Source organism: Shewanella sp. MBTL60-007, from assembly GCF_019654915.1.
Taxonomy (GTDB): Bacteria; Pseudomonadota; Gammaproteobacteria; order Enterobacterales; family Shewanellaceae; genus Shewanella.
This window is the reverse complement of sequence record NZ_BPET01000003.1, coordinates 1-25,307: the sequence shown is the minus strand read 5'-3', so window position 1 is coordinate 25,307 and position 25,307 is coordinate 1. Positions and strand designations below refer to the sequence as shown.

At 46.1% G+C, this 25,307-nt stretch carries 22 protein-coding genes and 1 riboswitch; of the genes, 8 read left to right on the top strand and 14 right to left on the bottom strand.

Annotated features, from left to right (window positions below; translation table 11 throughout):
• Position 1: 1 nt before the first annotated feature.
• Genes K5Q92_RS01500 through K5Q92_RS01485 form a run of 4 tightly spaced genes read right to left on the bottom strand, consistent with a single transcriptional unit; the run spans position 2 to position 4,502 of the window.
• A complete protein-coding gene (locus K5Q92_RS01500) occupies positions 2 to 1,396 on the bottom strand; it encodes an aspartate aminotransferase family protein (RefSeq protein WP_220767290.1) in 1,395 nt (464 codons plus the stop codon).
• 58 nt (positions 1,397 to 1,454) lie between these two features.
• Positions 1,455 to 2,135 carry a 3-oxoacid CoA-transferase subunit B gene (locus tag K5Q92_RS01495; RefSeq protein ID WP_220767289.1) on the bottom strand — a complete coding sequence of 227 codons (681 nt, stop codon included), beginning with the start codon at positions 2,133 to 2,135 and terminating at the stop codon, positions 1,455 to 1,457.
• Positions 2,132 to 2,842: a 3-oxoacid CoA-transferase subunit A gene (locus K5Q92_RS01490; protein ID WP_220767288.1), complete on the bottom strand. Its 711-nt coding sequence runs from the start codon at positions 2,840 to 2,842 to the stop codon at positions 2,132 to 2,134. The genes K5Q92_RS01495 and K5Q92_RS01490 overlap by 4 nt, the downstream gene beginning before the upstream one ends.
• Complete coding sequence (locus K5Q92_RS01485) at positions 2,832 to 4,502, bottom strand: hypothetical protein (protein WP_220767287.1); 1,671 nt, start codon at positions 4,500 to 4,502, stop codon at positions 2,832 to 2,834. The genes K5Q92_RS01490 and K5Q92_RS01485 overlap by 11 nt, the downstream gene beginning before the upstream one ends.
• 604 nt (positions 4,503 to 5,106) lie before the next feature.
• On the opposite strand from K5Q92_RS01485, the gene K5Q92_RS01480 reads away from it, so the two are divergent.
• The gene (locus tag K5Q92_RS01480; RefSeq protein WP_220767286.1) at positions 5,107 to 5,955 is read left to right on the top strand and encodes a LysR family transcriptional regulator; all 849 of its coding nucleotides are present in this window, start codon (positions 5,107 to 5,109) and stop codon (positions 5,953 to 5,955) included.
• Positions 5,956 to 6,042: 87 nt separating this feature from the next.
• Here the strand turns inward: K5Q92_RS01480 and K5Q92_RS01475 are convergent, their stop codons facing one another.
• From K5Q92_RS01475 to K5Q92_RS01440, 8 genes are all read right to left on the bottom strand, one after another.
• Entirely contained in the window at positions 6,043 to 6,486 is a 444-nt protein-coding gene (locus tag K5Q92_RS01475) for a universal stress protein (RefSeq protein ID WP_220767285.1), read from the bottom strand.
• Positions 6,487 to 6,550: 64 nt separating this feature from the next.
• On the bottom strand, positions 6,551 to 6,982 hold the full coding sequence (locus K5Q92_RS01470) for a universal stress protein (RefSeq protein WP_220767284.1): 432 nt from the start codon (positions 6,980 to 6,982) through the stop codon (positions 6,551 to 6,553).
• Positions 6,983 to 7,185: 203 nt separating this feature from the next.
• Positions 7,186 to 7,818 carry an acyltransferase gene (locus K5Q92_RS01465; RefSeq protein ID WP_220767283.1) on the bottom strand — a complete coding sequence of 211 codons (633 nt, stop codon included), beginning with the start codon at positions 7,816 to 7,818 and terminating at the stop codon, positions 7,186 to 7,188.
• Between the two features lie 8 nt (positions 7,819 to 7,826).
• Positions 7,827 to 8,576 (bottom strand): tRNA (N6-threonylcarbamoyladenosine(37)-N6)-methyltransferase TrmO, encoded by a 750-nt coding sequence (gene tsaA, locus K5Q92_RS01460; RefSeq protein ID WP_220767282.1) that lies wholly within the window; start codon positions 8,574 to 8,576, stop codon positions 7,827 to 7,829.
• Between the two features lie 31 nt (positions 8,577 to 8,607).
• On the bottom strand, positions 8,608 to 8,988 hold the full coding sequence (gene rcsF, locus K5Q92_RS01455; protein ID WP_220767281.1) for an Rcs stress response system protein RcsF: 381 nt from the start codon (positions 8,986 to 8,988) through the stop codon (positions 8,608 to 8,610).
• Positions 8,989 to 9,113: 125 nt separating this feature from the next.
• Positions 9,114 to 10,469, bottom strand: coding sequence for an amidohydrolase (locus K5Q92_RS01450; protein WP_220767280.1), 1,356 nt, complete (start codon positions 10,467 to 10,469; stop codon positions 9,114 to 9,116).
• Positions 10,470 to 10,471: 2 nt separating this feature from the next.
• Positions 10,472 to 13,504, bottom strand: coding sequence for an amidohydrolase family protein (locus tag K5Q92_RS01445; protein ID WP_220767279.1), 3,033 nt, complete (start codon positions 13,502 to 13,504; stop codon positions 10,472 to 10,474).
• Between the two features lie 159 nt (positions 13,505 to 13,663).
• On the bottom strand, positions 13,664 to 14,056 hold the full coding sequence (locus tag K5Q92_RS01440; protein WP_202721670.1) for an H-NS family nucleoid-associated regulatory protein: 393 nt from the start codon (positions 14,054 to 14,056) through the stop codon (positions 13,664 to 13,666).
• Positions 14,057 to 14,406: 350 nt separating this feature from the next.
• Between K5Q92_RS01440 and K5Q92_RS01435 the strand changes: the two genes are divergently transcribed.
• From K5Q92_RS01435 to K5Q92_RS01425, 3 genes are all read left to right on the top strand, one after another.
• Positions 14,407 to 15,156 (top strand): electron transfer flavoprotein subunit beta/FixA family protein, encoded by a 750-nt coding sequence (locus K5Q92_RS01435; RefSeq protein WP_220767278.1) that lies wholly within the window; start codon positions 14,407 to 14,409, stop codon positions 15,154 to 15,156.
• Positions 15,156 to 16,079, top strand: a complete 924-nt coding sequence (locus tag K5Q92_RS01430) for an electron transfer flavoprotein subunit alpha/FixB family protein (RefSeq protein ID WP_220767277.1) — start codon at positions 15,156 to 15,158, stop codon at positions 16,077 to 16,079. The genes K5Q92_RS01435 and K5Q92_RS01430 overlap by 1 nt, the downstream gene beginning before the upstream one ends.
• A gap of 196 nt (positions 16,080 to 16,275) precedes the next feature.
• Positions 16,276 to 16,497, top strand: a riboswitch (Lysine riboswitch).
• 80 nt (positions 16,498 to 16,577) lie between these two features.
• Complete coding sequence (locus K5Q92_RS01425; RefSeq protein ID WP_220767276.1) at positions 16,578 to 18,155, top strand: Na+/H+ antiporter NhaC family protein; 1,578 nt, start codon at positions 16,578 to 16,580, stop codon at positions 18,153 to 18,155.
• A 141-nt stretch (positions 18,156 to 18,296) separates the two neighbouring features.
• Here the strand turns inward: K5Q92_RS01425 and K5Q92_RS01420 are convergent, their stop codons facing one another.
• On the bottom strand, positions 18,297 to 20,432 hold the full coding sequence (locus tag K5Q92_RS01420; RefSeq protein WP_220767275.1) for a M3 family metallopeptidase: 2,136 nt from the start codon (positions 20,430 to 20,432) through the stop codon (positions 18,297 to 18,299).
• 378 nt (positions 20,433 to 20,810) lie between these two features.
• On the opposite strand from K5Q92_RS01420, the gene K5Q92_RS01415 reads away from it, so the two are divergent.
• The 4 genes from K5Q92_RS01415 to K5Q92_RS01400 all read left to right on the top strand — a co-directional run bounded on the left by K5Q92_RS01415 (position 20,811) and on the right by K5Q92_RS01400 (position 24,831).
• Positions 20,811 to 21,389 carry a thymidine kinase gene (locus K5Q92_RS01415; RefSeq protein ID WP_220767274.1) on the top strand — a complete coding sequence of 193 codons (579 nt, stop codon included), beginning with the start codon at positions 20,811 to 20,813 and terminating at the stop codon, positions 21,387 to 21,389.
• 205 nt (positions 21,390 to 21,594) lie between these two features.
• Positions 21,595 to 22,923: a DUF3137 domain-containing protein gene (locus K5Q92_RS01410; protein WP_220767273.1), complete on the top strand. Its 1,329-nt coding sequence runs from the start codon at positions 21,595 to 21,597 to the stop codon at positions 22,921 to 22,923.
• Positions 22,924 to 24,186 (top strand): DUF3137 domain-containing protein, encoded by a 1,263-nt coding sequence (locus K5Q92_RS01405; protein WP_220767272.1) that lies wholly within the window; start codon positions 22,924 to 22,926, stop codon positions 24,184 to 24,186.
• Between the two features lie 78 nt (positions 24,187 to 24,264).
• On the top strand, positions 24,265 to 24,831 hold the full coding sequence (locus K5Q92_RS01400) for a LemA family protein (RefSeq protein ID WP_220767271.1): 567 nt from the start codon (positions 24,265 to 24,267) through the stop codon (positions 24,829 to 24,831).
• Positions 24,832 to 25,059: 228 nt separating this feature from the next.
• Here K5Q92_RS01400 and K5Q92_RS01395 read toward each other — a convergent pair.
• The coding region (locus K5Q92_RS01395; protein WP_220767270.1) for a hypothetical protein at positions 25,060 to 25,307 on the bottom strand (248 nt) is incomplete at its 5' end.

Below are 25,307 nucleotides of genomic sequence, written 5' to 3'. Positions count from 1 at the left end.
CCTATTCGGTTATTGTCGTTGAAGGTTTAAGGGCATCGAACTGCGGCTTTAGCCTGTTAAGGCCTGCAAGTAAGACTTCGGCAAAATGGCTTAATTCTCTGTCTGTCATTACCGTCGATAGGGTGCCAGAGCAGGTGTTAATCATCATAAAGCCGTTATCAAAAAGATGATCTACTAGCGCCGTCATTAGCTTCGCCTCTTGAGGCGATGCATAGGCATCGCGGTAGTTCGTGGGCGGCGTTGCTTTCATATGGATGCGGAACATAGAGCCTGTGCCTGTGACACACGCTGGCACATCGGCCTGCGCTATCACATCACTGATCTTGGCTCTGAGCCTATCACCTTGCGCGTTGAGTCTAAATACGGCCTCACGGTCAAATAACTTCATGGCACTTAGGCCTGCCACCATGGTAACGGGGTTGGCAGAGAAGGTACCTGAATGAGGAAACAGCACCTTATCGTTTAAGGGATTCATCACATCCATTACCTCGCTGTTCCCAGCTAGGGCACCGACGGGAAAGCCGCCGCCAATCATCTTGCCCATGGCGGTGAGATCCGGCGTGACAGGATAGTTATCTTGGGCGCCACCATAACCATTACGGAAGGTGATCACCTCATCAAACACCAGTAAAGCGCCGTTGTTTTCGGTCCATTCTCTAAGCGCAATAACAAACTCTGTCGATGCGGGGATCAGTCCTACTCGGTGAGGCAGCAGGTCTACCAACACACAGGCAAGCTCATCTTTATGTTTATTTAAGATGGCTATGGCGCGGGGGGGATCATTAAAGGGGATCACAACTACATCATCGAGTGCCGCTTGGGGCGTACCAAAGGCAACAGGCACGCTATTGGGCTTCGATACCTCTCCCCAGTTGCTTGGTGATGCGGTCTGGCTCACTTCAGCATAGTCATAGAGTCCATGGTAGGCGCCTTCGACCTTGGCTATCTTGGCGCGCCCCGTATAGGCGCGCGATGCCTTGAGACAGCTCATTACCGCCTCTGTACCTGAGTTGACGAAACGAATTTTGTCAAAGCCAGTGTTACGGCTACACAGATGCTCGGCATAGTCGATCTCGGCTTCGGTTGCCAGAGTGAACGCACTGCCTTTTTGTAGTTGCTCGGTTACCTGAGTCACTATCTCTGGATGGGCGTGACCATGGATCAACGCTGCCATATTGTTGGCAAAATCGACCCGTCGTGTGCCCTCGATATCGGTTACGAAACATCCAGCAGCCGACTGTGCATAGAGTGGATTTGGCCTGCGCAGCACGGTATTTCGGCTACAACCACCGGGCATAAGGCTTAAGGCCTTTTGGTAGAGCAGGGCACTGCGGTCAGCCCCAGTCTCACTGGGGCTGTTGTTTTCATCATTTTCTTGTTTAAAAGCTGACATCATCTTAATTCCATTTCAGCACTTTTAGACTTTTCTGCTTAAACCGTTAGCTAGTAACGGCTTAAGGGCGAATTAGCTCACAGGCGGTGCGTTGCTGCACATAATCGAAATCGACACCCGGTGCCAGCTCGACAAGCTCAAAGCCCCGTTCTGTTACCTTTATCACCGCAAGGTCGGTATAGATGCGGCTTACAACGCCTTGCCCCGTCAGAGGATAGCTGCAGTTTGCTAAAAGTTTGGCATCACCCTGTTTAGTGGTGTGCTGAGTGATCACAAAGATGGTCTTCACACCTGCAACCAGATCCATTGCGCCGCCCACGGCAGGAATGGCATCGGCCGCACCCGTCGACCAGTTGGCAAGGTCGCCTTTTTGCGACACCTGCATGGCACCTAATACGCAGATATCGATATGCTTACCGCGGATCATGGCGAAGCTGTCGGCGTGGTGAAAGTAAGCCGCACCAGCAATTGCCGACACTGGCTTCTTACCCGCATTGATCAGCTCAAAGTCAATATCATCGTCATTCGGCGTTGGCCCCATACCCAGTAGGCCATTTTCGGTGTGGTAGATCACCTCACGGCCTTTTGGCACATAACGGGCAACTTTTTCGGGGATCCCAATGCCTAAGTTGACATAGGCTCCATCGGGAATATCCTGCGCCGCTTTTTGCGCCATCTGCTCGCGGCTCCAGCCTATTGTTTGTTTTTGCTCACGTTTGCTATTAGTTACTGGGCTGTTCATGGGTAGCTTACTCCTGCGGCGACAAGCTTTGACTCTTGGGCTGGTTGCTTCACTGTGACGATACGATCGACAAAAATGCCCGGTGTCACCACGATTTCGGGATCGATAGCGCCAGCCTCTAGATACTCTTGTGATTGCACTATGGTGCAGTTGGCGGCCATCGCCATAATGGGGGCGAAGTTGCGTGCGGTCTTGTTGTAGCGCAGATTACCTAGACGATCCGCTTGCAGCGATTTGATAAGAGCAAAGTCGGCCTTAAGCCCAAGCTCCTGCACATACTCGCGGCCATCGAATACTTCATGCTTCTTGCCATCGGCTAGCGGCGTTCCTACCGAGGTAGCGGTGTAAAAAGCTGGAATGCCAGCGCCGCCTGCTCGAATGCGCTCGGCAAGTGTGCCCTGAGGTACCAGTTCAAGCTCAATCTTGCCCGCGCGGTAGAGATCTGGAAATACCGTCGAGTTGGCCGTACGGGGAAATGAGCAGATCATCTTGCCCACTTGACCGTTTTCAATCAGCGCCGCTAAACCAACATGGCCGCTGCCAGTGTTGTTATTGATAACGGTCAGATTTTTAGCGCCATGATCGATTAGGGCATGGATAAGCTCAATTGGGCTACCGGACTCGCCAAACCCACCAATCATCACGGTGGCGCCATCGAAGATATCGGCGACTGTCTGGGCTGGCGTTGCCATCAGTTTATTGATCATCTTCTGCTCCTACGAGTCTTTGCTGTAGTGCATCGGCAAGCTGAGTCTCGATCTCTTTCAGCTCATCTTCGAAGAAGAATTTGTCTGTGTCATAAGGGGTTAGACAATCGATCTTGTTCTCTTTCTCATCATATTTAGCCAAGATAACCCGATCCATCCACTCCATGTTTCTCGCCTCGGTAAATTGCAGTGCAAAGCATTTCTCACCATTAACGATAGCAGTGCCTAAGATAGCCAGCTTACCCGCTGAAATTGTCATCGAGATATGACGAGATGGACGGTTAATCGACGCCAATGAGCGATAGATCCGATTGAAAATCTTGCTCATATCCGCCAGTGGGGCGGTGTAGTAGTGATGTTCGCCTGTGGGGCGGGCACAGTACATAGAGTGGAAACCTATACAGAGCATGCCAAGAATATTGGAAAGATCGATCCAGCTTTGTGATGAGCGCTCCACGTCAACGTCACCTTTGTCATCCATAAACAAGCTAATATGGTTCATCATTGGGCTTTGGCTGCGAATATTCACTCCATGATTTTGAAGGCGACGGATCGCCGCCAGCGTGCTTGGGTTAAGTAGCTCTCTCGGGGTCGAGAAGTGGGCCATCAACGCAAGCTGAACGCCGTTATCACGCATGGTATCGAATAGCTCAAGCATCGGCTCGTATTTCTCGGTGAGTACGATCTCCGGTTGGAAAGTCAGTGCTCGGGTCGCTAAGCGCACATTTTTTACATGTAGTAGCGATGGGTCTTCAATCAGTGGCATCACATATTGCTTTAAGCGACTCATAGGCATGTAACCACCATCGCCGCCAGTGATTAGAATATCGGTCACCTCTTTATGACGTCTTAAGTACTCATGCAGCTGGGCGATATCTTTTTGAATAAACATATCTTCATCGCCGCGCACTTGAGCATGACGGAAACAGTAGGTGCAAAAAGAGAAGCAGTTTTGGGTGGTCTTATCGAAGACTAGCTGGCATTGAGGGTACTTGTGCTGACTGCCGTCGAGAAACTCTAGTACGCCCTCATCGTTCACAAACCAAGGCTTATTGAGTTGTTGATTTCCGTCATGGGGATTAGTCTTCTCCATATACTCAATGGCGACTTGGGTGCGCGCCTTAGCATCCTTGGCATCGATATAGGCTTGGGTGGTCTGTGGATTGATCATTCCTAGTTGTGGGAAAACCAACTGAAATACAGAGTCTGTTGGGTAATCGTCCCAGTTAATGCTGTTTAATGAGTGGCGGGTGGCGAGGAAGCGATAGACTTCAACGAAAAATTCACGTTCATCGATATGGCCGATGTCTATGCCATTCTTGTTAAGGATGGCGCACACCTCACGAAAGCCCGATAGACCGGAGTAGTGTTCTTTATCGGTAAACAGAAATTCACGGCACTCTAGTAGACCTGAGTGCTGTGGATAGGATGCGTGCAAGCGGCTCAGTAGTCCAGTTGGCAGTAGATTTTCACTATCAATAATCTTAGTCGTTTCATCGCTATAGCCGTAACGTGCCATGGTGCGGTCGCGAGCGTCACGGTTAACAACCAGATGCTTTGCTGGTGCAGAAGGTGCAGAAGGTGCAGAAGTTGCAGAAGTTGCTGAGAGTACAGAGGATGAAGTTACCAAAACCTGCTCGGTAGGGGATTGAGTGCTCATTATTATTGTCCTATCTATTCTAAAGTGTCGAAATCGGTCAAAATTTGACTCATCTTGTTAACCATATAGATTTTGTGGGTATAGCAAAAATACTATCTTTTTATGTGGGGTATAGGAAAAGGCTATAGCTAGATGTTGAGGTCATAGTTAAGTGTGCGTAGACTGGAAAAGCTAATAAAGGCCCTAGGTACTAGGAAAAGCAGGTACTAGGAAAAGCAGGAAAAGCTAATAAAGGCCCTAGGTACTAGGAAAAACAGGTACTAGGGAAAGCAGGGAAAGAAAAGACGGGAAAAGCAGGAAAGCAGTGGCTGTTGTAGGTCGGGCTTTAGCCCGTCAGGCTTTTGCTTTTCCTAGCAGGGCGCAGCCCGCCCTCGCAGCGAAGCGTCCTAGGATCTAGTACCTTCTTTAAAAGGAAAGCTGAGACGGTAAGGCTTAGGCGTAAAGTAAAATAGATTAGTGGTGATTGTTGTAGGTCGGGCTTTAGCCCGTCTAGTTTTTGATTTTCCTAGCAGGGCGCAGCCCGCCCTCGCAGCGAAGCGCCCTAGGATCTAGTTCCTTCTTTAAAAGCAAGGAAAAGTTTAGCGGCGATTGAATAGGATGTTTAATGAAACTCAGATCATTGAAATACTTTAAATCAGTCTATGAGCTGGGCAGTATCACGGCTGCGGCAAAGGCCTGTTTTGTGTCTCAGCCCTCAATCACTGCCGCGATTTCACAGTTGGAGCAGTTACTCGATATCGAGCTATTTATCCGTCATGCTGGTGGGGTAAGCCCCACCTCTGCCGCCGATAAACTCTATCCCTTGGCGCGTGAGATGAGTGACAATGAGCAAGCTATTTTGCATCTGTTTAGCGATGGACCGATTCCGATCCCATTGAAGCTTGGGCTGATGCGATCCTTAGGTGCCGAGCGCATGAGTTCTTTGCTTAACGACTTATCGAAGCGTATTGATAATTTAGAGCTGACTCTGGTGGATCCCGATGAAGCCTGCGATGCTAGGGTGGTGCTATCTCAGTCGGTTAATAGCGGTGAGGAGTTTCTACCAATCTGGCAAGACAAATACCAATTGGCGATACCAAAGAGTTGGCCGCTTTCCACTAAACCCGTTATCACGCTTAGCGATCTTGATGGCATCGCTTTTATTAATCGCACGCCCTGTGATGCACTAGAGAAGTTAAAGCAGGCGATGGCTGGCAAAGGCGTGCAGTTTCAAAGCCGGGCCAATATCCGAACCATAGAGTATGCTTGGCCACTGGTGAGCGCCGGAGTTGGCTTAGCCTTACTACCTGATTGGGAGGAGATAAAGCATAGTGATGGCTTGGTATTGCGACCTATAGAGGGGATTGAGCTGATAAAGAAAATTGGCTTAGCATATACCAGTGGTCGGCTCAGCGAGCCGCTTATCACAGCGATTATTTCGGTATGCAGAGCATCACAACTTAGGGCTGGTTAGGCGTAAATCGCCTCTGTTGGTGCTCAGTCACAATAAGCGGCTCAATCACAGGATTAGCTTGTCATCACTTATCTCACTTATCTCATTTTACTTAACGACTAGCACAGGGCACTTAGCCTGATTAGCAACCGATTCGGCGATGTTAGGAGTTAGCATATGAGACAAGCCTGTAAGGCCTTGGCTTGCGATTACAATCATCCCTACATTCAGTTCATCGGCTTCTTCTAAAATTTGATCCAGTACGCTACCCGTTCGTACGTTGGTATGGACCATTAACCCCTTGGGCATCTGTTCTCTAACCTCAGCAACAATCGCCTTCATTTTATCGTTGGCAATGGTTTCGAAGTCATTGAGCAGTCCCGCAGGATTGTCTATGACAATGCCATAATCGGGCCCGACATAAGGCAGAGTGACTACATTTAATAACCTGATATTGACACCGTATAAGCTTGCCATTTCCACGGCATAGCCTAAGGCATGAGTCGATGTCTCAGAAAAGTCTATCGGACACAAGATATCGCGAGTACGCATAACCCCTCCCTATCAATAAAACCAAGCAATTTGTCAGTGTGTGCGGTTAATTTTTACCTAGCAGTTACTTTACCACCAAGACTGGGCAGGTCGCCTTATTGGCAACTTTCTCAGCAATGTTCGCATGTAACAGGTGATCTAACCCGGTTCGTCCATGGCTTGCCATCACAATCATGCCCGCTTTCATATTTTTGGCGGTCGCTAAGATCTGCTCGGCGGCATGTCCATGACGAATAATGCCTTCAACCTCGAGTTTTTGCCCAAGAGTGGCGATGAGTTGTTGCATCTTCTCTGCAGCGGGCTTTTCCATTCTGGCGGCTAATTCTTCAGGAGTCATCGACAGCACTCGAGTATTCCTATCACCAAAAGGCTTATCGACCACATGTAATAGACGCACGCCCACATTATAAAAATTGGCCATCTCGAAGGCATAACTCATGGCATGTGATGCCGTTTCTGAAAAGTCGGTTGGACAGAGGATCTGGCGAGTTCTCATAACGCTTCCCTATTTAGCTAGTAGCCACTCCTTAAATATAGGCGGTTAAATAACCCAGCTCAAATTTGGTGGTTAAACAGGGAGTAAACATCTTGAGTCGTTGAGGAATAATCTTTATAACAGGGGGATTAAGTTGGGCACGGGATAAAAAATACCGCTACAAGAGCGGTAATTTACAGCGGTAAAAAGGGAGGCTAAAGCTATTAGAGCTTATCGCGTCGATCACCTATAACGCGTGCAGGGTTTCCAGCCACAATGGCGTAGTCGGCAACATCTTTAGTGACCACTGCTCCCATCCCTACCACGGCATGATTGCCTATGGTGACACCATCGACGATACCTGCCTGAGCTCCGATCCATACATCTTCACCGATTACGATGCCTTTGGAGTTTGAGGCTTGTTGGTAGATAGGCATGTCGGGCGCCATACCATGATTAAAGGCGTAAATGGTGACGTTATTCGCGATGCGGGTCTGATTGCCGATCCGGATCCCGTGACGGCCACCATCAAGAGAACAGCCGTGATTAATCGCCACTTCATTGCCGAGTGTAATAGGACCGTGCAAGAAGCTGTCGGCGCCAATCATGCACTGATTACCTATGGTGATATCACGCCCCGGCTCGGCAAATAGGTTTGCTTCCGGCGCTACGAAGCAGTTATCGCCAATAGAGACGGTTTCAACCGCACAAAAATGGGCTTGTACTTGCTCCTGCCAAGGTCTAGCCCATAACAGGTGTTTCTCTTTTAATGAGAAATAGAGCCATGGCATATAGGACAGACGTTTTTTATGCTGAGTTTGATAATCAGGCTTCGTTTGTGTTGGTGGGAGCGTCATTTGGCGTTTTAGCCTTGTCTATCTGGTTGTTCAGTCTTGCTTAGGTGAGAGGCTCTAAGCTCGGTTACTTGGATCCCCGCATCGGTGATCACCCATAAGATATCTAAGTCATAGAGCGCGACTTGATACAGCTTAGGATCGGTCTTAGCCTTCTTATAGGCTGGGCGCGGATCTTGGGCTAATACCCCTTCAATTAATTCAGCTAAATGCGGATAAGCTGGATTTTGCTGATACTGTTCCACCTGTTGCTGAGCCTTTTCGGAAAAAGACACATCGGCCAATACTGGCGCTTCTTGAGCGATACCACCTTTGGCGTCTGTAATTGAGTCAGAGAAGGGGATATAGGGCTTAATGTCGATAATCGGTGTGCCATCGAGTAGATCCATCCCAGAGATCTCGAGACTGACCTTACCGTTGTGGCTATGCACCGCGTGCAGCTTAACCACTGACTGACCAATACCATTTGGTCTGAAGGTGGAACGTGTGGCAAATACTCCTAACTTCTCATTACCGCCGAGCCTTGGTGGGCGCACAGTGGTTTTCCAACCAGCGGCTAAGTTTTCATGGAAGCAAAATAGCAGCCATAAATGTGAGTATTGCTCTAAGCCTCTAACGGCATCGATCTGGTTAAACGGTGGAGCTAACTCGACAAAGCCGCGCGCGGCGCTCACTAGTCCAGGTTGTCTAGGGATCCCAAACTTCTGTTTATAGGGGGTGCGGCAATAGGCTACGGCTTGAATTTGACTATTAAAAGACATTAAGGCTACTTATAAGAAATAATGGTGATTGCTATTCGCGACTGGTGGTGACAATCGCTTGTCCAACACAAAGGGCGCGAGTGACGCAGTTTTGGCTAGCTTCTTCAATCAATAAACAGTTCTTGATCACTAATCCGTTGGCTTGCTTATCGGCGGCAGCGCGGCGAGCAAGAGTGCGGGCTTCACTGATAGAGGCTGGCGCGTCATTTTCTGATATTTGACAGGTTTCGCCCTCGACTAATCCTTTAATTTCAAAAGGCCCTGTCGGTTGTAGTGTGCCTTCATAGACAGTGACATCCGATGCTTTAAAGTAGTCATTGATGGCGTCGCTATCTAGATTACTGTTAAAGGTGTATTCACCCGCACAGCCACCGAGCATAAGCACAAAAATTGAAGGTAATAGATATTTCATGGTCGCTGGCCTATTTTATTATTGAGGTGAATGAGCCGATATAATGATTAAAGCTGAAATAAAAAAGTGCTCATCATGAGCACTTTTTTACCGTTAGGCTTTATCTGCGCTATAAGTCAGAAATTTTAGCGCTTTAGATACTTTTGATAAAGCTGTTGATGGCGATTATTCAGATCAATTTTACGACCATCGATATAGATTGACTCTATGCCTGCCTGCATTGGGTCTAAAATGTCACCTGTTGCCAAAATAATATTGGCTTTAAACCCCGGTGCTATCGCGCCCATATCATCAATATCGAGCATCTTTGCGGCATCCAGCGAAATGCTTTTTAGCGCTTCCTCTTTAGTTAGGCCATAAGCGACGGTTTGCCCTGCGGCAAATGGCAGGTTACGACTATTCCAGTCTGATGAGAAGGCGAGTGCAAACGGAACTTGAGCCTGCTTGAGTAGAGCGGGGATCTTAAATGCCAAATCAATCGGCTCATCGTTACGTTTTGGCAATGTCAGCGTTTGATTATAAATGACCTTAGCATTGATTTCTGCAAGTGTGCCAGCTACGCGCCAGGCGTCATAGCCCCCCACAATTACCAGCTTAAAGCCAAAGTGTTTACTTAAGGCAATCGCTTCCTCAATCTGCTTTTGTGACTGGGCGTGAACAAAGAGCTGCGCCTGGCCCTCATAGAGCGGCGCTAAGGCCTGCCAGCGAAGGTCAATCTTGTTAATCTTGCCAGCCTTGTTAGCAAGCTGATAGCGCTGACCATCGGTAAATGCCTGATAGACTTTATCGATTCTGAGCTTTAAGTCTTCCAGCTGCTCTTTACGTTTATCGGCATCGGTTGATAGCCAACGAATATGGGGCCAGTATAGGTGAAACTGTTTGTTGGACTCTACTAGTGCATCTTCAACGGTCCAGCTATCCATCGATAAAAGTGCCGATTGTCCGGCTAAACCATCACCTTGCGGCACGACTTGCGCGTGGGTAATACCATTGACTCTGACGGTGGGAATGATCTCTGAGTCTGGGTTAAATGCCGCCGTTGCCTCTAGTTGAGGGTTGATATAACCCACCTCATAGGCATCGTTACTCGGACGCATCATCTCGACTTCAACGAGTCCCATGGTGGTGTCGAGTGCAATTAACCCCGGATAGAGATGCTTGCTCGTTGCATCAATTACCTCTGCATTGGCAATTAACGCAGAATAATCAACTAACGCAGAATCAGTTTCATCCTCAGCCTCTTCCAATGTCGGTTGCGGGGAGGGCGCGGACAGTAACTTACCGACAGCGACAATCTTACCGTCGGCCATTAGCACATCACTCTCTTCAAGCACTCCATCAGTCACAGTATGTACAGTAGCATTGGTGAACAAGATAGCTTGATTTTGGGTCTTAGCAGGCAACATGTCATGGGCGTTTGCCATCAGACTGAAAGGCAGGCCAATTAGCACGATAGCTTGTTTTAAAGTGTTGTTAAACATGATTATAGTGCTCCTTTAGCCGTTTGCTGCCAGGCATTGAAATGGGTATCGCAATGCCATTCAGGCTCGGTTAACTCCACCGGTGTTTCACCCTGTTTATGGGCGTCATCGCTTAACAGTACTTTTTGAATGAGTGCGGCGCGCTCTTTGGCGACCTCAATTTGCAGCGTTTTATCTTGCTCGCGGCTGAAGTAACGACGACCGCTAATCCAGGTCGCGTCAACCTTGGCATACACTGAAAGTGGTGCATTGTCCCAAAGCACAACATCGGCTTGCTTACCTTCGACCAGTGAGCCAACCTTATCTTGAATGCCGAGTTGAATTGCTGGATTGATGGTGATCATCTTCCAAGCGTCCTCCGCTGACATACCGCAGTACATCATAGACTTGGCAGCCTCTTGGTTAAGGCGACGTTGCATCTCATAGTCGTCAGAGTTGATGCTAGTGAGTACGCCTTTATTTTGCATTAAGCAGGTGTTTTGCGGAATCGCATCGTAGACTTCAAACTTGTAGGCCCACCAGTCGGAGAAGGTAGAAGCATGGGCGCCGTGTTTAGCCATCTCATCGGCGACCTTGTAGCCCTCAAGAATGTGAGTAAAGGTGCTGACCTTGAAATTGTAAGCCTCGGCAAGACGCAGGAACATCAAGATTTCAGATTGCACGTAAGAGTGAATGTGGATATTGCGAGTTTGCTCTAGCACCTCGGCAATTGCCTCTAGGCGGTAGTTATACTGGGGGGCGACTGTGCGCCTACGCTCGCTCGAGCGCATTTTGTTATAATCGTTTTGCGCTTTACGGTAGGCAAGTGCTTCATTAAATGCCTCGCTAAATAACGACTTTACACCGATACGACTCTGGGGGAAGCGATGGGTAAAATCATCTCCCCAGTTACTCTGCTTAACATTCTCACCTAAGGCGAACTTAATGCTTGCTGGCGCCCCTTCAAATTTAAGTTGCTGGGCGTTGTCGCCCCACTTAAGCTGAATGATCTGCGCTTGTCCGCCAATGGGGTTGGCACTACCGTGAAGAATTTGCGCCGTGGTGACACCGCCAGCAAGTCCACGATAGATAGCGATGTCATCGGGGTTGATAACATCGCCAATACGTACCTCAGAGGTGATAGCATCTGAGCCTTCGTTAGTGCCGCCATTTAGGGCTATGTGCGAGTGCTCATCGATAATGCCTGCGGTGACATGCTTACCCGTGGCATCGATGCTGACATAACCAGAAGGCGTCTTAAGGTTCTGGCCTATTTCTTCGATTTTTCCGCGAGAGATAATTAAGTCACTATTCAGTAATACGCCGCTGCTATCTGAGGTCCAGATGGTGGCGTTTTTAAGGTGTACCTTATCTTGCGCTGGACGCTCACTTAGACCATAGGCGACGTTCGGTGAGGTTAACTTAGAGATAAGCGCTGTTTGAGCTGGTTTATCTTGCTTATCTGTCATCTCGAGCGCTTCAAGCTTTATACCACCGAAAGGAAACATCTGATTATGACTGTCGAGTAGTCTGCCGGTGAGTCCTTGGCTATCTAGCCAAAGGGTGAAGCGACTGATCCCGTTAAAGCCTGCATCAGACAGGTCGGCACTGAATGTGAGTCGACCCTGCTGGTAATCAAGGTTGGCAAGCTCAATCGTATCTTCACCACTTGATAAGGTGCCAGCTAACGATGGAGATTGAGTGATATTGAGATCGAAACTAAGTTCATTAAGCTGTATTTGATAAGCTGTGTCGAGTAGGCTCCGATCCCGTTTAATGAGTTGACGCTCTTCGCCCTGTAACCAGATACTGACAATTTTCCCCTCATCGAAGATATTGCCATCGGTGATCACCAAGTCCGCCATAAAGCCGGGTTTTAGTTTACCTGCTAAATGATCGATTCCCGATATTTCAGCCGCATCGGTAGTGAGTGCCGCGAGAGCAGCCTCTTCGGATAAACCTCTTGTGAGCGCCAATTTTAATCTTGGCCAAAATTTATCAGACTCTATTCCATACTGTGTTAAAGCAAATGGTATTTCGGCAGCTTCAACCATGGCTAAGTTACTTGGTGCGCGTTCCCAGTGTCTTAAAGAAGCTAGGCTGACTTCTCGTTCATTGTCACCATCGATTATTTCAGGCGCTGCAGGATAACTCAGTGGCAAAATGAGGCTAAAGGGGAAAGATTTTAATTCTGTTAATCTTGCATACTCGCGACCATTACCAATTAGACTGCCACTTAACTCATATTCGTTTAATAATCGAGCGGCTCTCAGCTGATTATTGAGGTTTTTCGTTTCAAAGATGAAATTTTGCTTTTTGTCATCACTTAAGCGCTCTAATGCGATATTAAACTCAACAGTTTCGCCTGAGCTCTTATGTTTATTTTGGTTATACCATTTTGCATCTGCGAAGGTTTGTCTGATTAATGCCATACTGCCCATTAACGATTGTGGATAATCTTGAACAGACGAACCTTTGTTAAAGGCCATAAATTGGCTTGATTGTGCATTATAAATAACATCGTTTGCTTTCTTATCTGCTAACGATAATGTCACTCCTTGACCACGAAATATACCATCTAAATAACTAGACTGGACGCTAGTAAAGCCATTATCAATCCATTTCTTTGCTTGGTCTTTATCAGGGTAAACATAATTAAACCATTGCATCTGAGAATGGATTGCGCCGTTGCTTGCATTACCTCCGATACGTTTAATTTCATATACAGGGCCAGATTTATCTTCGACCTCTCTTTCATAGTCGATAGCATATTCTGTGAAAGGATCAATAAAGCCTGAATATATGGTGTGTCCCGATAAATCTATTTCAAACGCCCCCTCAGGGATATCGTTATCTTTGATAACAGCTTTGATCTTTCTGTTTTCAATCAGCAGGGTAGCATCGGTTAGCATTTCACCCGGCGCTAGCATCAGGTTTGCATGGGTTAATGCTGTGAGTCTAGGGGTATTGTCAGACAGCTGGCCATTAGCCAATAGTGCAGGACTGCATAACAAGCTAAGTATAGCGATTGGGGTTTTGATTATATGTTTACGCATTATTCTACTTATTATTGTTAGATAAACAGGAAAATGATGAGCATATCCTAACTTATTAACAATCACTAAGCAGTAATTGTAACGACCGATTTAGTTTTTTTAACCTTAAAACGAAAAAGCCCCGCAATTGCAGGGCTTTTAGTTGTGGATGACTTGATATTAGATCAAGAAATCTTCCATTGTACGGCCTTTCTCAAGCTCGTTCTTAAATACGGTAGGCATACGGCCTTGACCTGTCCACTGTACCATTTCGCCATCAACTTCAATTTGATATTTAGCTGGACGAGGAGCGCGCTTCTTAGGAGCGGCTTTAACAGCTGCGCCACCAATATCATCTACAGATAAACCGATAGCTTCCATTTGCTTACGGATCTCTTCGATTTTAGCATTACGTTCAGCCATAGCTTCTTGTTCTGCGGCTTCTTGAGAAGACTTTTCTTCAATAATTTTTTCAAGCTTTACTGACAGCTCTTTTAAATCATTAAGTGATAACTCTTTCACTGCTGCTTTAAAACGACGACCGTGGGTCAATATTTCAAGAAAATCGCTCATAATTATTCAGATCCAATTAATAATAAAGATGGTGACAACAATATTGCCTTAAATAATAGAAACTATTTAGCCGATGATCAAATACTATTTCTGAATTATTTATTCTTTTAAATCGTTAATTCAAATGACAGAACTAATATTAAGCGTTAATAAATGTTTTAGGCCTGTTTATATCAGGCAATAGCTATGTAGGACTAATTACCTATGAACGGGTGTTTGAAAGCATGTTGACGTTAACGTCAACAGCACGTAAAGTGACTCTAATTTCGGTAATATAGTCGCATGTGCGTTATACCTTGTGGCTCGTTACTTAACTTCGAACATTATAAGAGACGTAAGAAGGAAGCCCTATGAAAGTATTGGTGCCAGTTAAACGTGTCGTCGATGCCAATGTAAAAGTCAGGGTTAACGCTGACAATACTGGCGTTGATACCGCAAACCTAAAAATGGCGATTAACCCTTTTTGTGAGATTGCCGTTGAAGAAGCCGTTCGTTTAAAGGAAGCAGGAAGCGCCTCTGAAATTGTCGTATTAAGCATCGGGCCTAAAGCCTCTCAGGAACAGCTAAGAACTGCGCTAGCCTTGGGAGCCGATCGCGCGATTCATATCGAAACCGAAGAAGAGTTAGTGCCATTATCGATTGCTAAGCTAATCCATGCCGTACAGCAAAAAGAGCAGGCCGAATTGGTGATCTTAGGTAAACAGTCAATTGATGGTGATAACAATCAAACCGGACAGATGCTTGCCGCGATTGCAAAGATGCCACAAGCCACCTTCGCCTCAGAGGTTAAGCTCGACGGTGATAAACTTGTCGTAACCCGAGAAATTGATGGCGGTCTGCAAACTATTAATTTGCCATTACCTGCAGTGGTTACCTCAGATCTTCGTCTAAATGAGCCACGTTACGCCAAGCTTCCTAATATTATGAAAGCCAAGCGCAAGCCTCTAGAGACGCTTACCCCAGCAGATTTTGACGTTACGCTAAAGTCACATCAGACAATCATTAAGGTCACTCCTCCAGCTGAACGCAGTGGTGGTGTGATGGTTGCGTCTGTCGAAGAGTTGGTTGAAAAGTTAAAGAATGAAGCGAAGGTGATCTAATGGCAATTTTAGTATTAGCAGAACACGATAACGCTAGCTTAAAGCTCGATACCGCTAAGGTGGTTGCATGTGGCCAGGCTATTGGTGGAGAGATTGACGTATTAGTTGTCGGTCATAATTGTGACGGCGTCGTCAGCGAAGCGCAAAAGCTTGCCGGTGTACGCAATGTCTTGGTTGCCGATTCGGCGTCTTATGCCAATCATTTAGCTGAAAACATTTCTGAGTTGATGCTTGGAATCGCGTCTGATTATGAGCACGTTTTAGCACCAGCCTCTAGTTTCGGTAAAGATGTGTTGCCTCGTGTAGCAGCGTTATTAGACGTGTCTCAACTTTCAGAAGTGATAGAGGTGGTCAGCAGTGACACATTTGTCCGTCCTATCTACGCAGGTAGCGTACTCGCGACGGTTCAAAGTTTAGATGACAAGAAAGTGATGACAGTTCGCTCTAGTGCATTCGATGCCGTTGCGACAGATGGCAATGCCGATCGGGTAGCTCTTACACAAGATATTGCACCACAAGCTGAATTTGTCGAGCAAAGTCTCACCGAATCGGAGCGCCCAGAGCTAGGCAGCGCATCGGTTGTGGTATCTGGCGGGCGCGCACTCGGTAACAGTGAAAACTTTACCCTTCTTGAGCAGCTGGCTGACAAACTAGGTGGCGCGGTTGGTGCATCTCGTGCAGCAGTGGACGCGGGCTTTGTGCCTAACGATCTGCAGGTTGGTCAAACGGGTAAGATTGTCGCGCCTGAGCTTTATATTGCCGTGGGGATCTCTGGGGCGATTCAGCATCTTGCTGGTATGAAGGACTCGAAGGTTATTGTGGCGATTAACAAAGACCCAGAAGCACCAATCTTCCAAGTTGCCGATTACGGTCTAGAGGCGGATCTATTTGATGCTGTGCCGCAATTATTAGCTCAGCTTTAAGGCAAAAGCAGTCAAGCAACTTGCTTTGAGCCAAACCTTAGATGTTTTATTAAGGTATGAGCTTTGTTAATAAGTGGTAGGTTGTCTTGGTATTATTGGTGATCTGTGTCACGATAAGCGGCTTTAGGGTAGCATCCCTAAAGCCGCTTATGTTTTTATGTCCGTCACGCTTTTTGAGCTAGTCTTAAATAGCGTCCTGAGAAGTAGAGGTGCATTAAATATGAGTATCGATAAGTAGGGTGATGCCGCTGATCTATCGAGAAAGGATTTAATGCCGAAGTGACATAGCATATCGGGGCTAGTTGCTGGGGCTGTGACCAAATAGGGGCAGCACTGCCATAGTATTTCTTATCCGGAAGATAAGAAGATTTATATTGATGACGAACCATTAATATTACTATGGAGCGCTACTGATAGGACAGGTGTAATCAGATATCTATTGCTATATCCCACCAGTTCAGTCGCCCTCCATTCGTACTTAGCGAAGAAAATAACTAAATGACAATTATAAGCTATGCCGATTCGGCTCTGTCGCTACTACCTCCGGTAGTTGCAATTGTACTGGCGATGTTAACGCGTCGTGTTTTACTCTCTTTGGGGGTGGGGATTGTGTTGGGAGCGTTGCTGCTTACCGACTTCTCAGCCATGCAATCAGCACAATACCTAGGTGAGAAAGTTTCCGCTCTGGTTTGGGATGAGGGTGCCTTCAATAGCTGGAACTTATATATTCTTGGTTTCTTAGTATTGTTGGGGATGATCACCGCACTTATCACGGTAAGTGGTTCGGCAAGAGCCTTTGCTGATTGGGCGCGTACTCATATCCGCAATAAGCGCGATGCAAAACTCCTCACCATGTTCTTAGGCTGTGTGGTGTTTATCGATGACTACTTTAACAGTTTAGTTGTTGGTAGCGTCGCAAGACCACTGACTGATCGTTACTACATCTCTCGTAGTAAACTCGCTTACTTGCTGGACTCGACGGCAGCGCCAATCTGTGTGATCTCGCCAGTATCAAGCTGGGGTGCCTATATCATCGCCTTGATTGGCGGCATCTTGACGGCGCATGGTTTCGCCGAAACAGGGCATCTAAGCGTATTCGTTGAGATGATTCCAATGAACTTCTACGCGATTTTTGCACTTCTACTGCTGCTTTGCGTTGCTTTGATGGGCTTGGATATTGGTCCAATGCGTCAACATGAACTCAATGCGCAGAAGGGAGACCTCTATGATGAATCTAAAGGTTTACCACCTGGTGCCAACTCAGACTTACCAGAGGCTGACACTGGTAAGGTGATGGGATTGTTCCTACCTATCGCGGTATTAGTGTTTGCGACTTTCTACTTTATGGTGAGCAGCGGTGGTGATGCCTTAGCTGCTAAAGGGCTAGAATTTAGCCTGATTGGCGCATTCGAAAACACCGATGTGGGTTCATCATTGTTCTTCGGCGCGTTAATTGGCTTAGCGGTGACCTTTGCTTTAGTGCTCTACCAAGGTGTAGAAAAGTCTATGATCGCTAAAGGCCTATTTGAAGGCGCCAAATCTATGTTACCCGCTATCTATATCTTGCTGTTTGCGTGGACGATTGCAGGTGTGATTGGTCAGCTAGAAACGGGCAAGTATATGGCGAGCTTAGCGACAGGTAATATTCCATTTGCCATGCTACCAGCCGTGCTATTTATTCTTGCTGGCTTAACCGCTTTCTCAACGGGCACTAGCTGGGGTACCTTTGGTATTATGCTACCGATCGCTGCTGATATGGCGATGGGGAGCCACATGGGCATGATGTTACCTATGTTGTCGGCAGTACTTGCCGGAGCAGTATTTGGTGACCACTGTTCGCCAATCTCTGATACCACCATCTTGTCATCGACTGGGGCAAACTGTCACCATATCGATCACGTGATGACCCAGCTTCCTTATGCATTAATCGTTGCGGGGATCAGCTTGGTGGGCTACTTAGTGCTTGGCTTTACGGAGTCGGTTATGGCTGGCTTGATTGCATGTAGCCTACTGTTTGTCATCAGTGTCATTCTATTGCGCATCAAGGCTTGTTTACCTGATGCTCAGTGCAAGTAAGTTAATCTTGCAGTAATGATCGAATCTTGAGAAAGAAAAGGGAAAGTTAACTCATAGATTAAAGATAGGCATTAACTAAAAAAATCCGCTCTGTTTAGAGCGGATTTTTTGTTTTCAGGCTATGTATAGCGCTTTGATAGCTTAGTTTAGTCCACGACGCTCTAGTAGTGCCTCAGTTGTTGGCTCTTGGCCTCTAAAGGCTTTATAGGCATCCATAGGGGCGACAGTATTGCCCACTTCACGAATCGTTTTTCTAAACTTCATGCCAATCTCGCGATCTAACCCGCCTTGGGTTTGTACGTAAGCAAAGGCATCAGCGGCTAAAATTTCACTCCACATATAGGCGTAATAGCTCGCCGAGTAGCCGCCAGGGAAAGCGTGAGCGAAATAGGCTGACTTATAGCGCGGCGGAACCGCAGCTAAGTCTACTCCGTGCTTCTTAAGCGCTGCTGCTTCAAAGCTTGCGACATCTTGCAATGGCGCGCCCGCTTTAAGAGTATGCCACTCTAAATCAACAAGTGCTGCTGACATATACTCTAAGGTATCGAAGCCTTGGTTAAAGCTACGAGACTTAAGCAGCTTACCGAGTAATTCCTGTGGAATAGGCTCACCCGTTTCGTAATGTTTAGCATAGTTCGCTAGCACTTTGGGATGGGCTGCCCAGTCTTCTTCGAAAGTCGATGGGAACTCAACAAAGTCCCGTGACACCGCAGTGCCTGACAGAGTTGGGTAGGTAACTTTCGAGAACATGCCGTGAGTGCCGTGGCCCATCTCATGGAACATGGTGGTTACTTCATCGTAACTGACAAAAGTGGGTTCACCCTCAGGTGCCTTCTTAATGTTCATTACGTTAACTACAACTGGCTTGCTGTTAAGTAATTCTGATTGGGTCACGAACGAACTCATCCATGCACCGCCGCGCTTACCTTCACGTGAGAAGTAATCGGCATAGAAGATGGCCATACTGGTGCCATCTTCATCGAACATCTCATAGGCTTTTACATCTTCATGGTATACAGGAAGATCTGGACGTGGCTTTAGGGTAACGCCATAGAGTGCTTTCAAGGTAAAGAACACGCCATCTTCTAAGACGCGATCAAACTCGAAATAAGGGCGAATAGCCGCTTCATCTAGGTCGAACTTCTCTTTACGTACTAGCTCGGCATAGTAGGCCCAATCCCAAGGTGCTAATTCAAAGTTGCCACCAGTTTTGTTGATCATCGATTGAATATCGGCAGCTTCTTTTTGAGTGTTTTTAACAACGGCTGGCACCATAGAGCCAAACATCTTATAAACCGCTTCTGGTGTCTTAGCCATCTGCGGCTCTAGACGGTACTCCGCCCAGTTATCATAACCTAACAGTTGAGCACGCTCGGCGCGTAGCTGGGCGAGACGAGCAACCAGTGATGCGGTTTCATTCTCACCTTCAAGACCACGATTAGCAGAGGCTTGCCAGATCTGTTGACGTAACTCACGATCCTCTAGCTGTGTCAGCACAGGTTGGCGTGTGGTGTTAGTGATATTGAGTTGATACTTGCCTTCATGACCATTGGCTTTAGCATCGATAGCTGCGGCTTTAATGGCACTGTCAGACAAGCCAGCAAGTTGCGCTTTGTTATCAATGATAACAGCGATCTCTTTTGTTTGGCGCATGAGACGCTGAGCAAACTCGTTGGTCAGTGTTGATTGCTCTTCGTTTAGTACTCGGATCTGCTGCTTTTGCTCTTCGGTAAGCTTAGCGCCGGCGCGAACAAAGCGTTTATAGTAAACCTCGACTAAACGGCTTTCCTCTGCCGATAAACCTAACTCTGCGCGCTGGTTATAGAGGGTTTCAATGCGTTTAAATAGTTCAGGGTTAAGGTTAATGTTGTCTGAGTGTGCAGCCATTTTGGGCGCCATTTCACCCTGTACTCTGCGTAGCTCTGGGTTGCTGTTGGAGCCAGTTAGGTTGTAGAAAACCTTTGAGGTGCGGTTGAGGAGTGTTCCGCTTTTCTCCATCGCCACTATGGTGTTTTCAAATGTAGCTGCTTGTGGGTTATTGGCTATCGTTAAGATCTCTTGATAATGCTCTTTAATCCCACGCTCTAATGCTGGTTGAAAATGCTCATCCTTAATCTGAGTGAAGTCTGGCGCTTCGTATTGTAGTTTACTAGCCTGTAAGAACGGGTTTTGTGTTTGCACCATCTCTACATTTGAGTGTTGAGTTGGAGTCGTCGATGAGCAGCCGCTCAAAGCTAAGGTCGCGGCAATAGCCGCTGCTACGAGTGTCTTATGCATAGATTTTTGACTTCCTTTATTATAATTGTGCTTCTAATCTAATATTTTCGTATTAAAAGTGTCTTAATTTGAGCTATTTTGTGCGGAAGTGCAGGGTTTTGTGTGAGTTTTGTAGTGTTTGTCACATAATGCAACCCTGGTTAACGTAGTGTTTACAGCGGGTTGTATACCTAGTGCGTTACGGAAACAGTGATATTTTACCGTTTTAGTGTAATTTTGAGTCGTAGTTGCTAAAGTTCAATGGAAAGAGAGTGTTTTGTCATTCATAGCTTTTTATTGGCTTATGGCTAATATACGTCACTCAATGATGGCTATAAGATGATTTATTATCGTTTTTAGTGCTAAACTAGCGGCGAATTCACCTTTAAGGATTTTAGTTTGGCGCAGCTCTATTTTTATTACTCAGCGATGAATGCGGGTAAATCAACTTCGTTATTGCAGTCTTCTTATAACTATCGCGAGCGCGGTATGAATACCTTGGTAATGACGGCGTCAATTGATGACAGATATGGCGTTGGAAAAGTCGCTTCTCGTATTGGTATTGAGACCGATGCTCAAGTGTTTAGCAGTGATGATAACTTAGCTAAGTTCATTGAGGAGGCGAATCAAGAGCAAGTCTTACACTGTATCTTGATCGATGAATCTCAGTTTTTAAGCAAAGAGCAGGTGAAGCAGTTGACCTATGTGGTCGATATACTCGATATCCCTGTACTTTGTTACGGCCTTAAAACCGATTTCCAAGGTGAATTATTCAGTGGTAGCCAATACCTATTAGCATGGGCAGATAAGCTAGTTGAGCTTAAAACCATCTGTCACTGCGGGCGTAAGGCCAATATGGTAGTACGCCTTGATGGCAATGGTAAGCCGATGCGTGAAGGTGAGCAGGTAGCCATTGGTGGTAACGAGAGTTACGAGTCTGTGTGTCGTAAGCACTTTAGAGAATTTATCTGGGATTAGGCTTTATCGCCCCTAGAGAGTAAAAGAGGCTGATGCTGTTTAAAGTATCAGCCTTTTTTCTGAGCATTGTTTTTAGTGCTCGATTTAGATTGATTAAAGAGGGCTGATTGTAAATAGTGATTTAAACCTCTGTATTTTTGATTGTTTTTCTGCATAATGCGTGTCTTGTTTTAGCCTCTAGCCTGTGGTTGTACAAGGATTTTGAATGCAGCATAACCAAATAGTTGCCAAACATATTGCCAAGTTACGCAGTGATGTTGACGCAGCTACCTCACAAGATGATCTGCTCGATATCATCACTCAAGTTAAAAATCATAAAGGACCATTAGATTACCGCGATAAGATCACCCACGGGATTAAGTGGTTACTGATTAGCGCTAGTGTTTTGAGTATCGTTTTGATTTTTATGCGCCTTGGGTACGAACAAGTTGAGCCATTAGCTAAGTTAGTGATTGATTACTCTTGTTATTGGCTCCCAGTAGCGCTGAGCACATTGCTAGTGAGTTTTTGCCACGAGCGCGGTTGGTTGCCTATTCCTATGTTGGTTAATTTTACTCTGCTGGTGGCAGCTATGGTTGCTATAGCGATATATGTGCCAGAGTGGCCGAAAATCTATTGGGCTTTGATGTATGGTTTTGGCTATGTGATTAGCGTAGGCGAAATTGATGACCATCAGTTTTCGCTGTGCTTAATGCTTATTATTGTTAGCTCACTTGCTTGGGTATGGTTAGACTATCGCGCCAATTGGCGTAAACACCTTTCTGATAAAATATTCCTGCGAGACGCGCTATTTAATAATGGTTTAAAACAAACTAAACCAACCCCTGAAGACAAACTTGATGCACTTGAAAAGCAGTTTGTTGAGTTTCGCCGTGGTAATGGTAGCCGCGATATACAGCAGATGTTTGAGGGGGAGTATCAAGGTGAGCAACATAGCTTTAGCTATAAACTTTATCACTTTCAATACACGGTAAAGCGCAGCCAAACTAGCTCAGATGGTAACGGTGGCTATAAGACTAAAACCGTGTATGAAGACCGTCATCGCTACGGTATGTTGCTCGATTTCCCATTTGCTAAAGGCTTGTGCATTGATGCTGAAGACGAGGTAAAGCTTAAAGGTTCGGTTTATCAAGAAAAGTATCAAACAGAATCCAATGCATTCAATGATATTTATCGCGTACAAGCCTGCGATAAAATCAGTGCTGCCCGCTTGTTAAGTCCCGCCGTGATTGAGTCGCTTATAAAGCTTAATCAAAATTTTATTTCACCTATGGTGGAAATTACTGCCGATGGTCGTTTGTGTATTGCCTCTACCAGTAAGCTGATTATTGAAAAACGTCAACACTCACTGGCAAAACCAGATGAATTTTATAAAGAGATTGCTGGCCATACCGAGCTAAAACGGGTGCAAAAACTGCTTGAAGCGATCCATGAGCTTATGCGCTTGTCGGATAATAATTTTGTTAATCAACAAACAATAAACGCCCATGAAACGGTTGTAGATAGCAGTATTAAAATGGAAGTTAATAATTAGATGATTGCCCATAATCAACAAGTCACTCGCAATATTGAACAGATCCGTAGTGATGTTAACCAAGCAGCTAGCCAAGACGATTTAATTGCGTTAGTTCGTAGGGTAGAGCACCACAAAGGGCCGCTAGATTACCGAGATAACTGGTATCGTTTTTTCTGTGCGGTTTCATTGTTTTTTGCCTTGTTACCCGTAGCACTTGAACTGGGATTAGTGCTGCCAGACTTTATCATGCAAATACTTAGTGCGGCACTTGGCTACAGTGTGATCTGGTATCCAATGCTGAGCTTGGCCACGATCACGCGCTATTTTGAAGATAAGGGCAAGCGTTTACCTATCCCTGGGCCCTTGTGGGGGCGCATGCTATTGATGGCGGCTGTGGGAGCTGGGCTTAACTTGATCCCACAATGGCCGCATTGGTACTGGGATATGTATTTCGATACCTTAGCCTCGTTTTTAGGCTTGTGGTATCCAAGCTCAGGTTTTGCTGCTCATAATGGCGTAATTGGTGCGTTGATGCTGTTTTGGCTTCGAGGCCGGATGAAGTGGCGCAATAAGCTGTCGGATACCATCTTTTTAAAAGATGCGCTGTTTAATAATAATCTTGAGCAAGTGCCATTTGAGGGTAAAAAGCTGGCTAAAGAGCTTGAAGCCAGTTTTAAAGAGTTTGATCGTGGTAATGATCTGCGAGAAATTCAAAGTCTGTATAAGAGCACTTATCAAGGCGATATCCATCAATTTGATTATCAGCTTTATCGTTTTCACTACGTTCAAAAACGCACTGAAACGACCACCGACGCCAATGGTAAAACGACTACTCGCACAGTGCGGGACCATTATTATCGCCACGGTGTGTTATTAGATTTTCCGTTTGCAGCGGACATGAGTATCAGTAACGACTTTGGCATCAAACGTCGAGGTGAGCGCTATAAAAGTGCCTCTAATGAGTTTAATCGCCAGTATAGAGTCCATGCCAAAGAGCTGATGAGCGCTGCGCGTTTGCTATCGCCAGCGGTTGAAGAAAAGCTTGCGGTGTTTGCTAAACAATTAAAAAAGCCAGTTTTCGAATTCAGCCAGCAAGGAAGACTGTGCTTGGCGGTAACCGATGACTTATTAGCGGTTAAAAGAGTAAACGGTTTAGACAACCCTAAAGCATTCGCTGAAGAGTTAGCAGGTCATACCGAATTAAAGCAAATGCAGCAGATGCTCGAAATCGTGCATGAGATGATGCGCTATAGCGATAACAATTTTAAGGCCAGTGCTTAAATCGATAGGCAAAGCTTTTAATCGCCTTAAGCCCAAAACAATTTACCCAGTTAAATAGAAGATAAAAAGGAAAGTTAAATGGATAGTTCAGTAATAGGCTTGATTGTTGTTGCCCTAGTGGTTGTCGCTATCATCATGTTATACAACGGCATTATTGGTAAACACAATGCTGTTGATCGCGCATGGGCGTCGGTACTGACTCAAGAGCGCCAAAAGAACAAGATCATTCCAATGGTTGAGCAGTTAGTCGAGCAATACAAACTGCACGAGTCTGAAGTATTAACTAAAGTCACTGAACTGCGCAGCGCTATTGCAGAAATGAGTTCAGGTGTAGATACGGCAAAACTTGCCGCCGCAGAGCAGCGCACCCAAGACTTAATGCAAGGCCTTAAAGTCACTGTTGAGGCTTACCCAGAGCTTAAAGCATCAGATGTGTATATGAAGTTAATGGCTGAAATTAGCGAGCAACAAGAGCAAATTGGCGCAGCGATTCGTATTTTCAACGCCAACGTTGAAGACTTTAATAACGCGATTGAGATGTTCCCAGGTTCACTCATCAACAGCATGTTGGTACGTAAGCAGAAAATCGCCAGCTTTAGCGATAGCGAAGCACAAGCTGGGTTTGAGTATAAGCCTAACCTTTAAGGTGTTGGGCAGGGTTTATACTGGTCGTTGTTGGGAGGGGGCTGGCTGCGGCAGATTAAAGCTCTTCAATTAGACTGCGTCTAACAGCTAAAATCGTGGTGCTTTACTCCATATTGTTAACGTATCAGATCCATTAGGGGAGGGTAGATTTTAACTGTGGTGCCTTAATGCTACTCTGTTTTGTAAAAAAGCCTCATCTGAGGCTTTTTTGATCCTAGCAATATAAGGTCAATCGCAATCTATCTCTAACTCTTCCTCTTCAACCAGAACAGTTTCGACATCGACATAAATGCTGCCATCAGCTTCGCGATTGATACTATAGATATAGTTTGCAGAGAAACTGCCGTTAGTCACTTTACAGCCATTTGATTTGACCCAGTTATCAGCATCATAGCCCCAGCCACTGTCAAACTCATCCATCTGTTGGTAGTCAAATACACTGGTACCGTTACTATAAACAGACTCTTTGCTAGAGA

Bases quoted from the DNA above. Each gene is read 5' to 3' on its own strand.
- K5Q92_RS01480 (WP_220767286.1), top strand. From the start codon at position 5,107: ATGAAACTCAGATCATTGAAATACTTTAAATCAGTCTATGAGCTGGGC.
- K5Q92_RS01470 (WP_220767284.1), bottom strand. From the start codon at position 6,982: ATGAGAACTCGCCAGATCCTCTGTCCAACCGACTTTTCAGAAACGGCA.
- K5Q92_RS01410 (WP_220767273.1), top strand. From the start codon at position 21,595: ATGCAGCATAACCAAATAGTTGCCAAACATATTGCCAAGTTACGCAGT.
- K5Q92_RS01430 (WP_220767277.1), top strand. From the start codon at position 15,156: ATGGCAATTTTAGTATTAGCAGAACACGATAACGCTAGCTTAAAGCTC.
- K5Q92_RS01465 (WP_220767283.1), bottom strand. From the start codon at position 7,818: ATGACGCTCCCACCAACACAAACGAAGCCTGATTATCAAACTCAGCAT.
- K5Q92_RS01490 (WP_220767288.1), bottom strand. From the start codon at position 2,842: ATGATCAATAAACTGATGGCAACGCCAGCCCAGACAGTCGCCGATATC.
- K5Q92_RS01435 (WP_220767278.1), top strand. From the start codon at position 14,407: ATGAAAGTATTGGTGCCAGTTAAACGTGTCGTCGATGCCAATGTAAAA.
- K5Q92_RS01485 (WP_220767287.1), bottom strand. From the start codon at position 4,502: ATGAGCACTCAATCCCCTACCGAGCAGGTTTTGGTAACTTCATCCTCT.
- K5Q92_RS01400 (WP_220767271.1), top strand. From the start codon at position 24,265: ATGGATAGTTCAGTAATAGGCTTGATTGTTGTTGCCCTAGTGGTTGTC.
- K5Q92_RS01500 (WP_220767290.1), bottom strand. From the start codon at position 1,396: ATGATGTCAGCTTTTAAACAAGAAAATGATGAAAACAACAGCCCCAGT.
- K5Q92_RS01440 (WP_202721670.1), bottom strand. From the start codon at position 14,056: ATGAGCGATTTTCTTGAAATATTGACCCACGGTCGTCGTTTTAAAGCA.
- K5Q92_RS01445 (WP_220767279.1), bottom strand. From the start codon at position 13,504: ATGCGTAAACATATAATCAAAACCCCAATCGCTATACTTAGCTTGTTA.
- K5Q92_RS01495 (WP_220767289.1), bottom strand. From the start codon at position 2,135: ATGAACAGCCCAGTAACTAATAGCAAACGTGAGCAAAAACAAACAATA.
- tsaA (WP_220767282.1), bottom strand. From the start codon at position 8,576: ATGTCTTTTAATAGTCAAATTCAAGCCGTAGCCTATTGCCGCACCCCC.
- K5Q92_RS01450 (WP_220767280.1), bottom strand. From the start codon at position 10,469: ATGTTTAACAACACTTTAAAACAAGCTATCGTGCTAATTGGCCTGCCT.
- K5Q92_RS01405 (WP_220767272.1), top strand. From the start codon at position 22,924: ATGATTGCCCATAATCAACAAGTCACTCGCAATATTGAACAGATCCGT.
- K5Q92_RS01475 (WP_220767285.1), bottom strand. From the start codon at position 6,486: ATGCGTACTCGCGATATCTTGTGTCCGATAGACTTTTCTGAGACATCG.
- rcsF (WP_220767281.1), bottom strand. From the start codon at position 8,988: ATGAAATATCTATTACCTTCAATTTTTGTGCTTATGCTCGGTGGCTGT.
- K5Q92_RS01425 (WP_220767276.1), top strand. From the start codon at position 16,578: ATGACAATTATAAGCTATGCCGATTCGGCTCTGTCGCTACTACCTCCG.
- K5Q92_RS01420 (WP_220767275.1), bottom strand. From the start codon at position 20,432: ATGCATAAGACACTCGTAGCAGCGGCTATTGCCGCGACCTTAGCTTTG.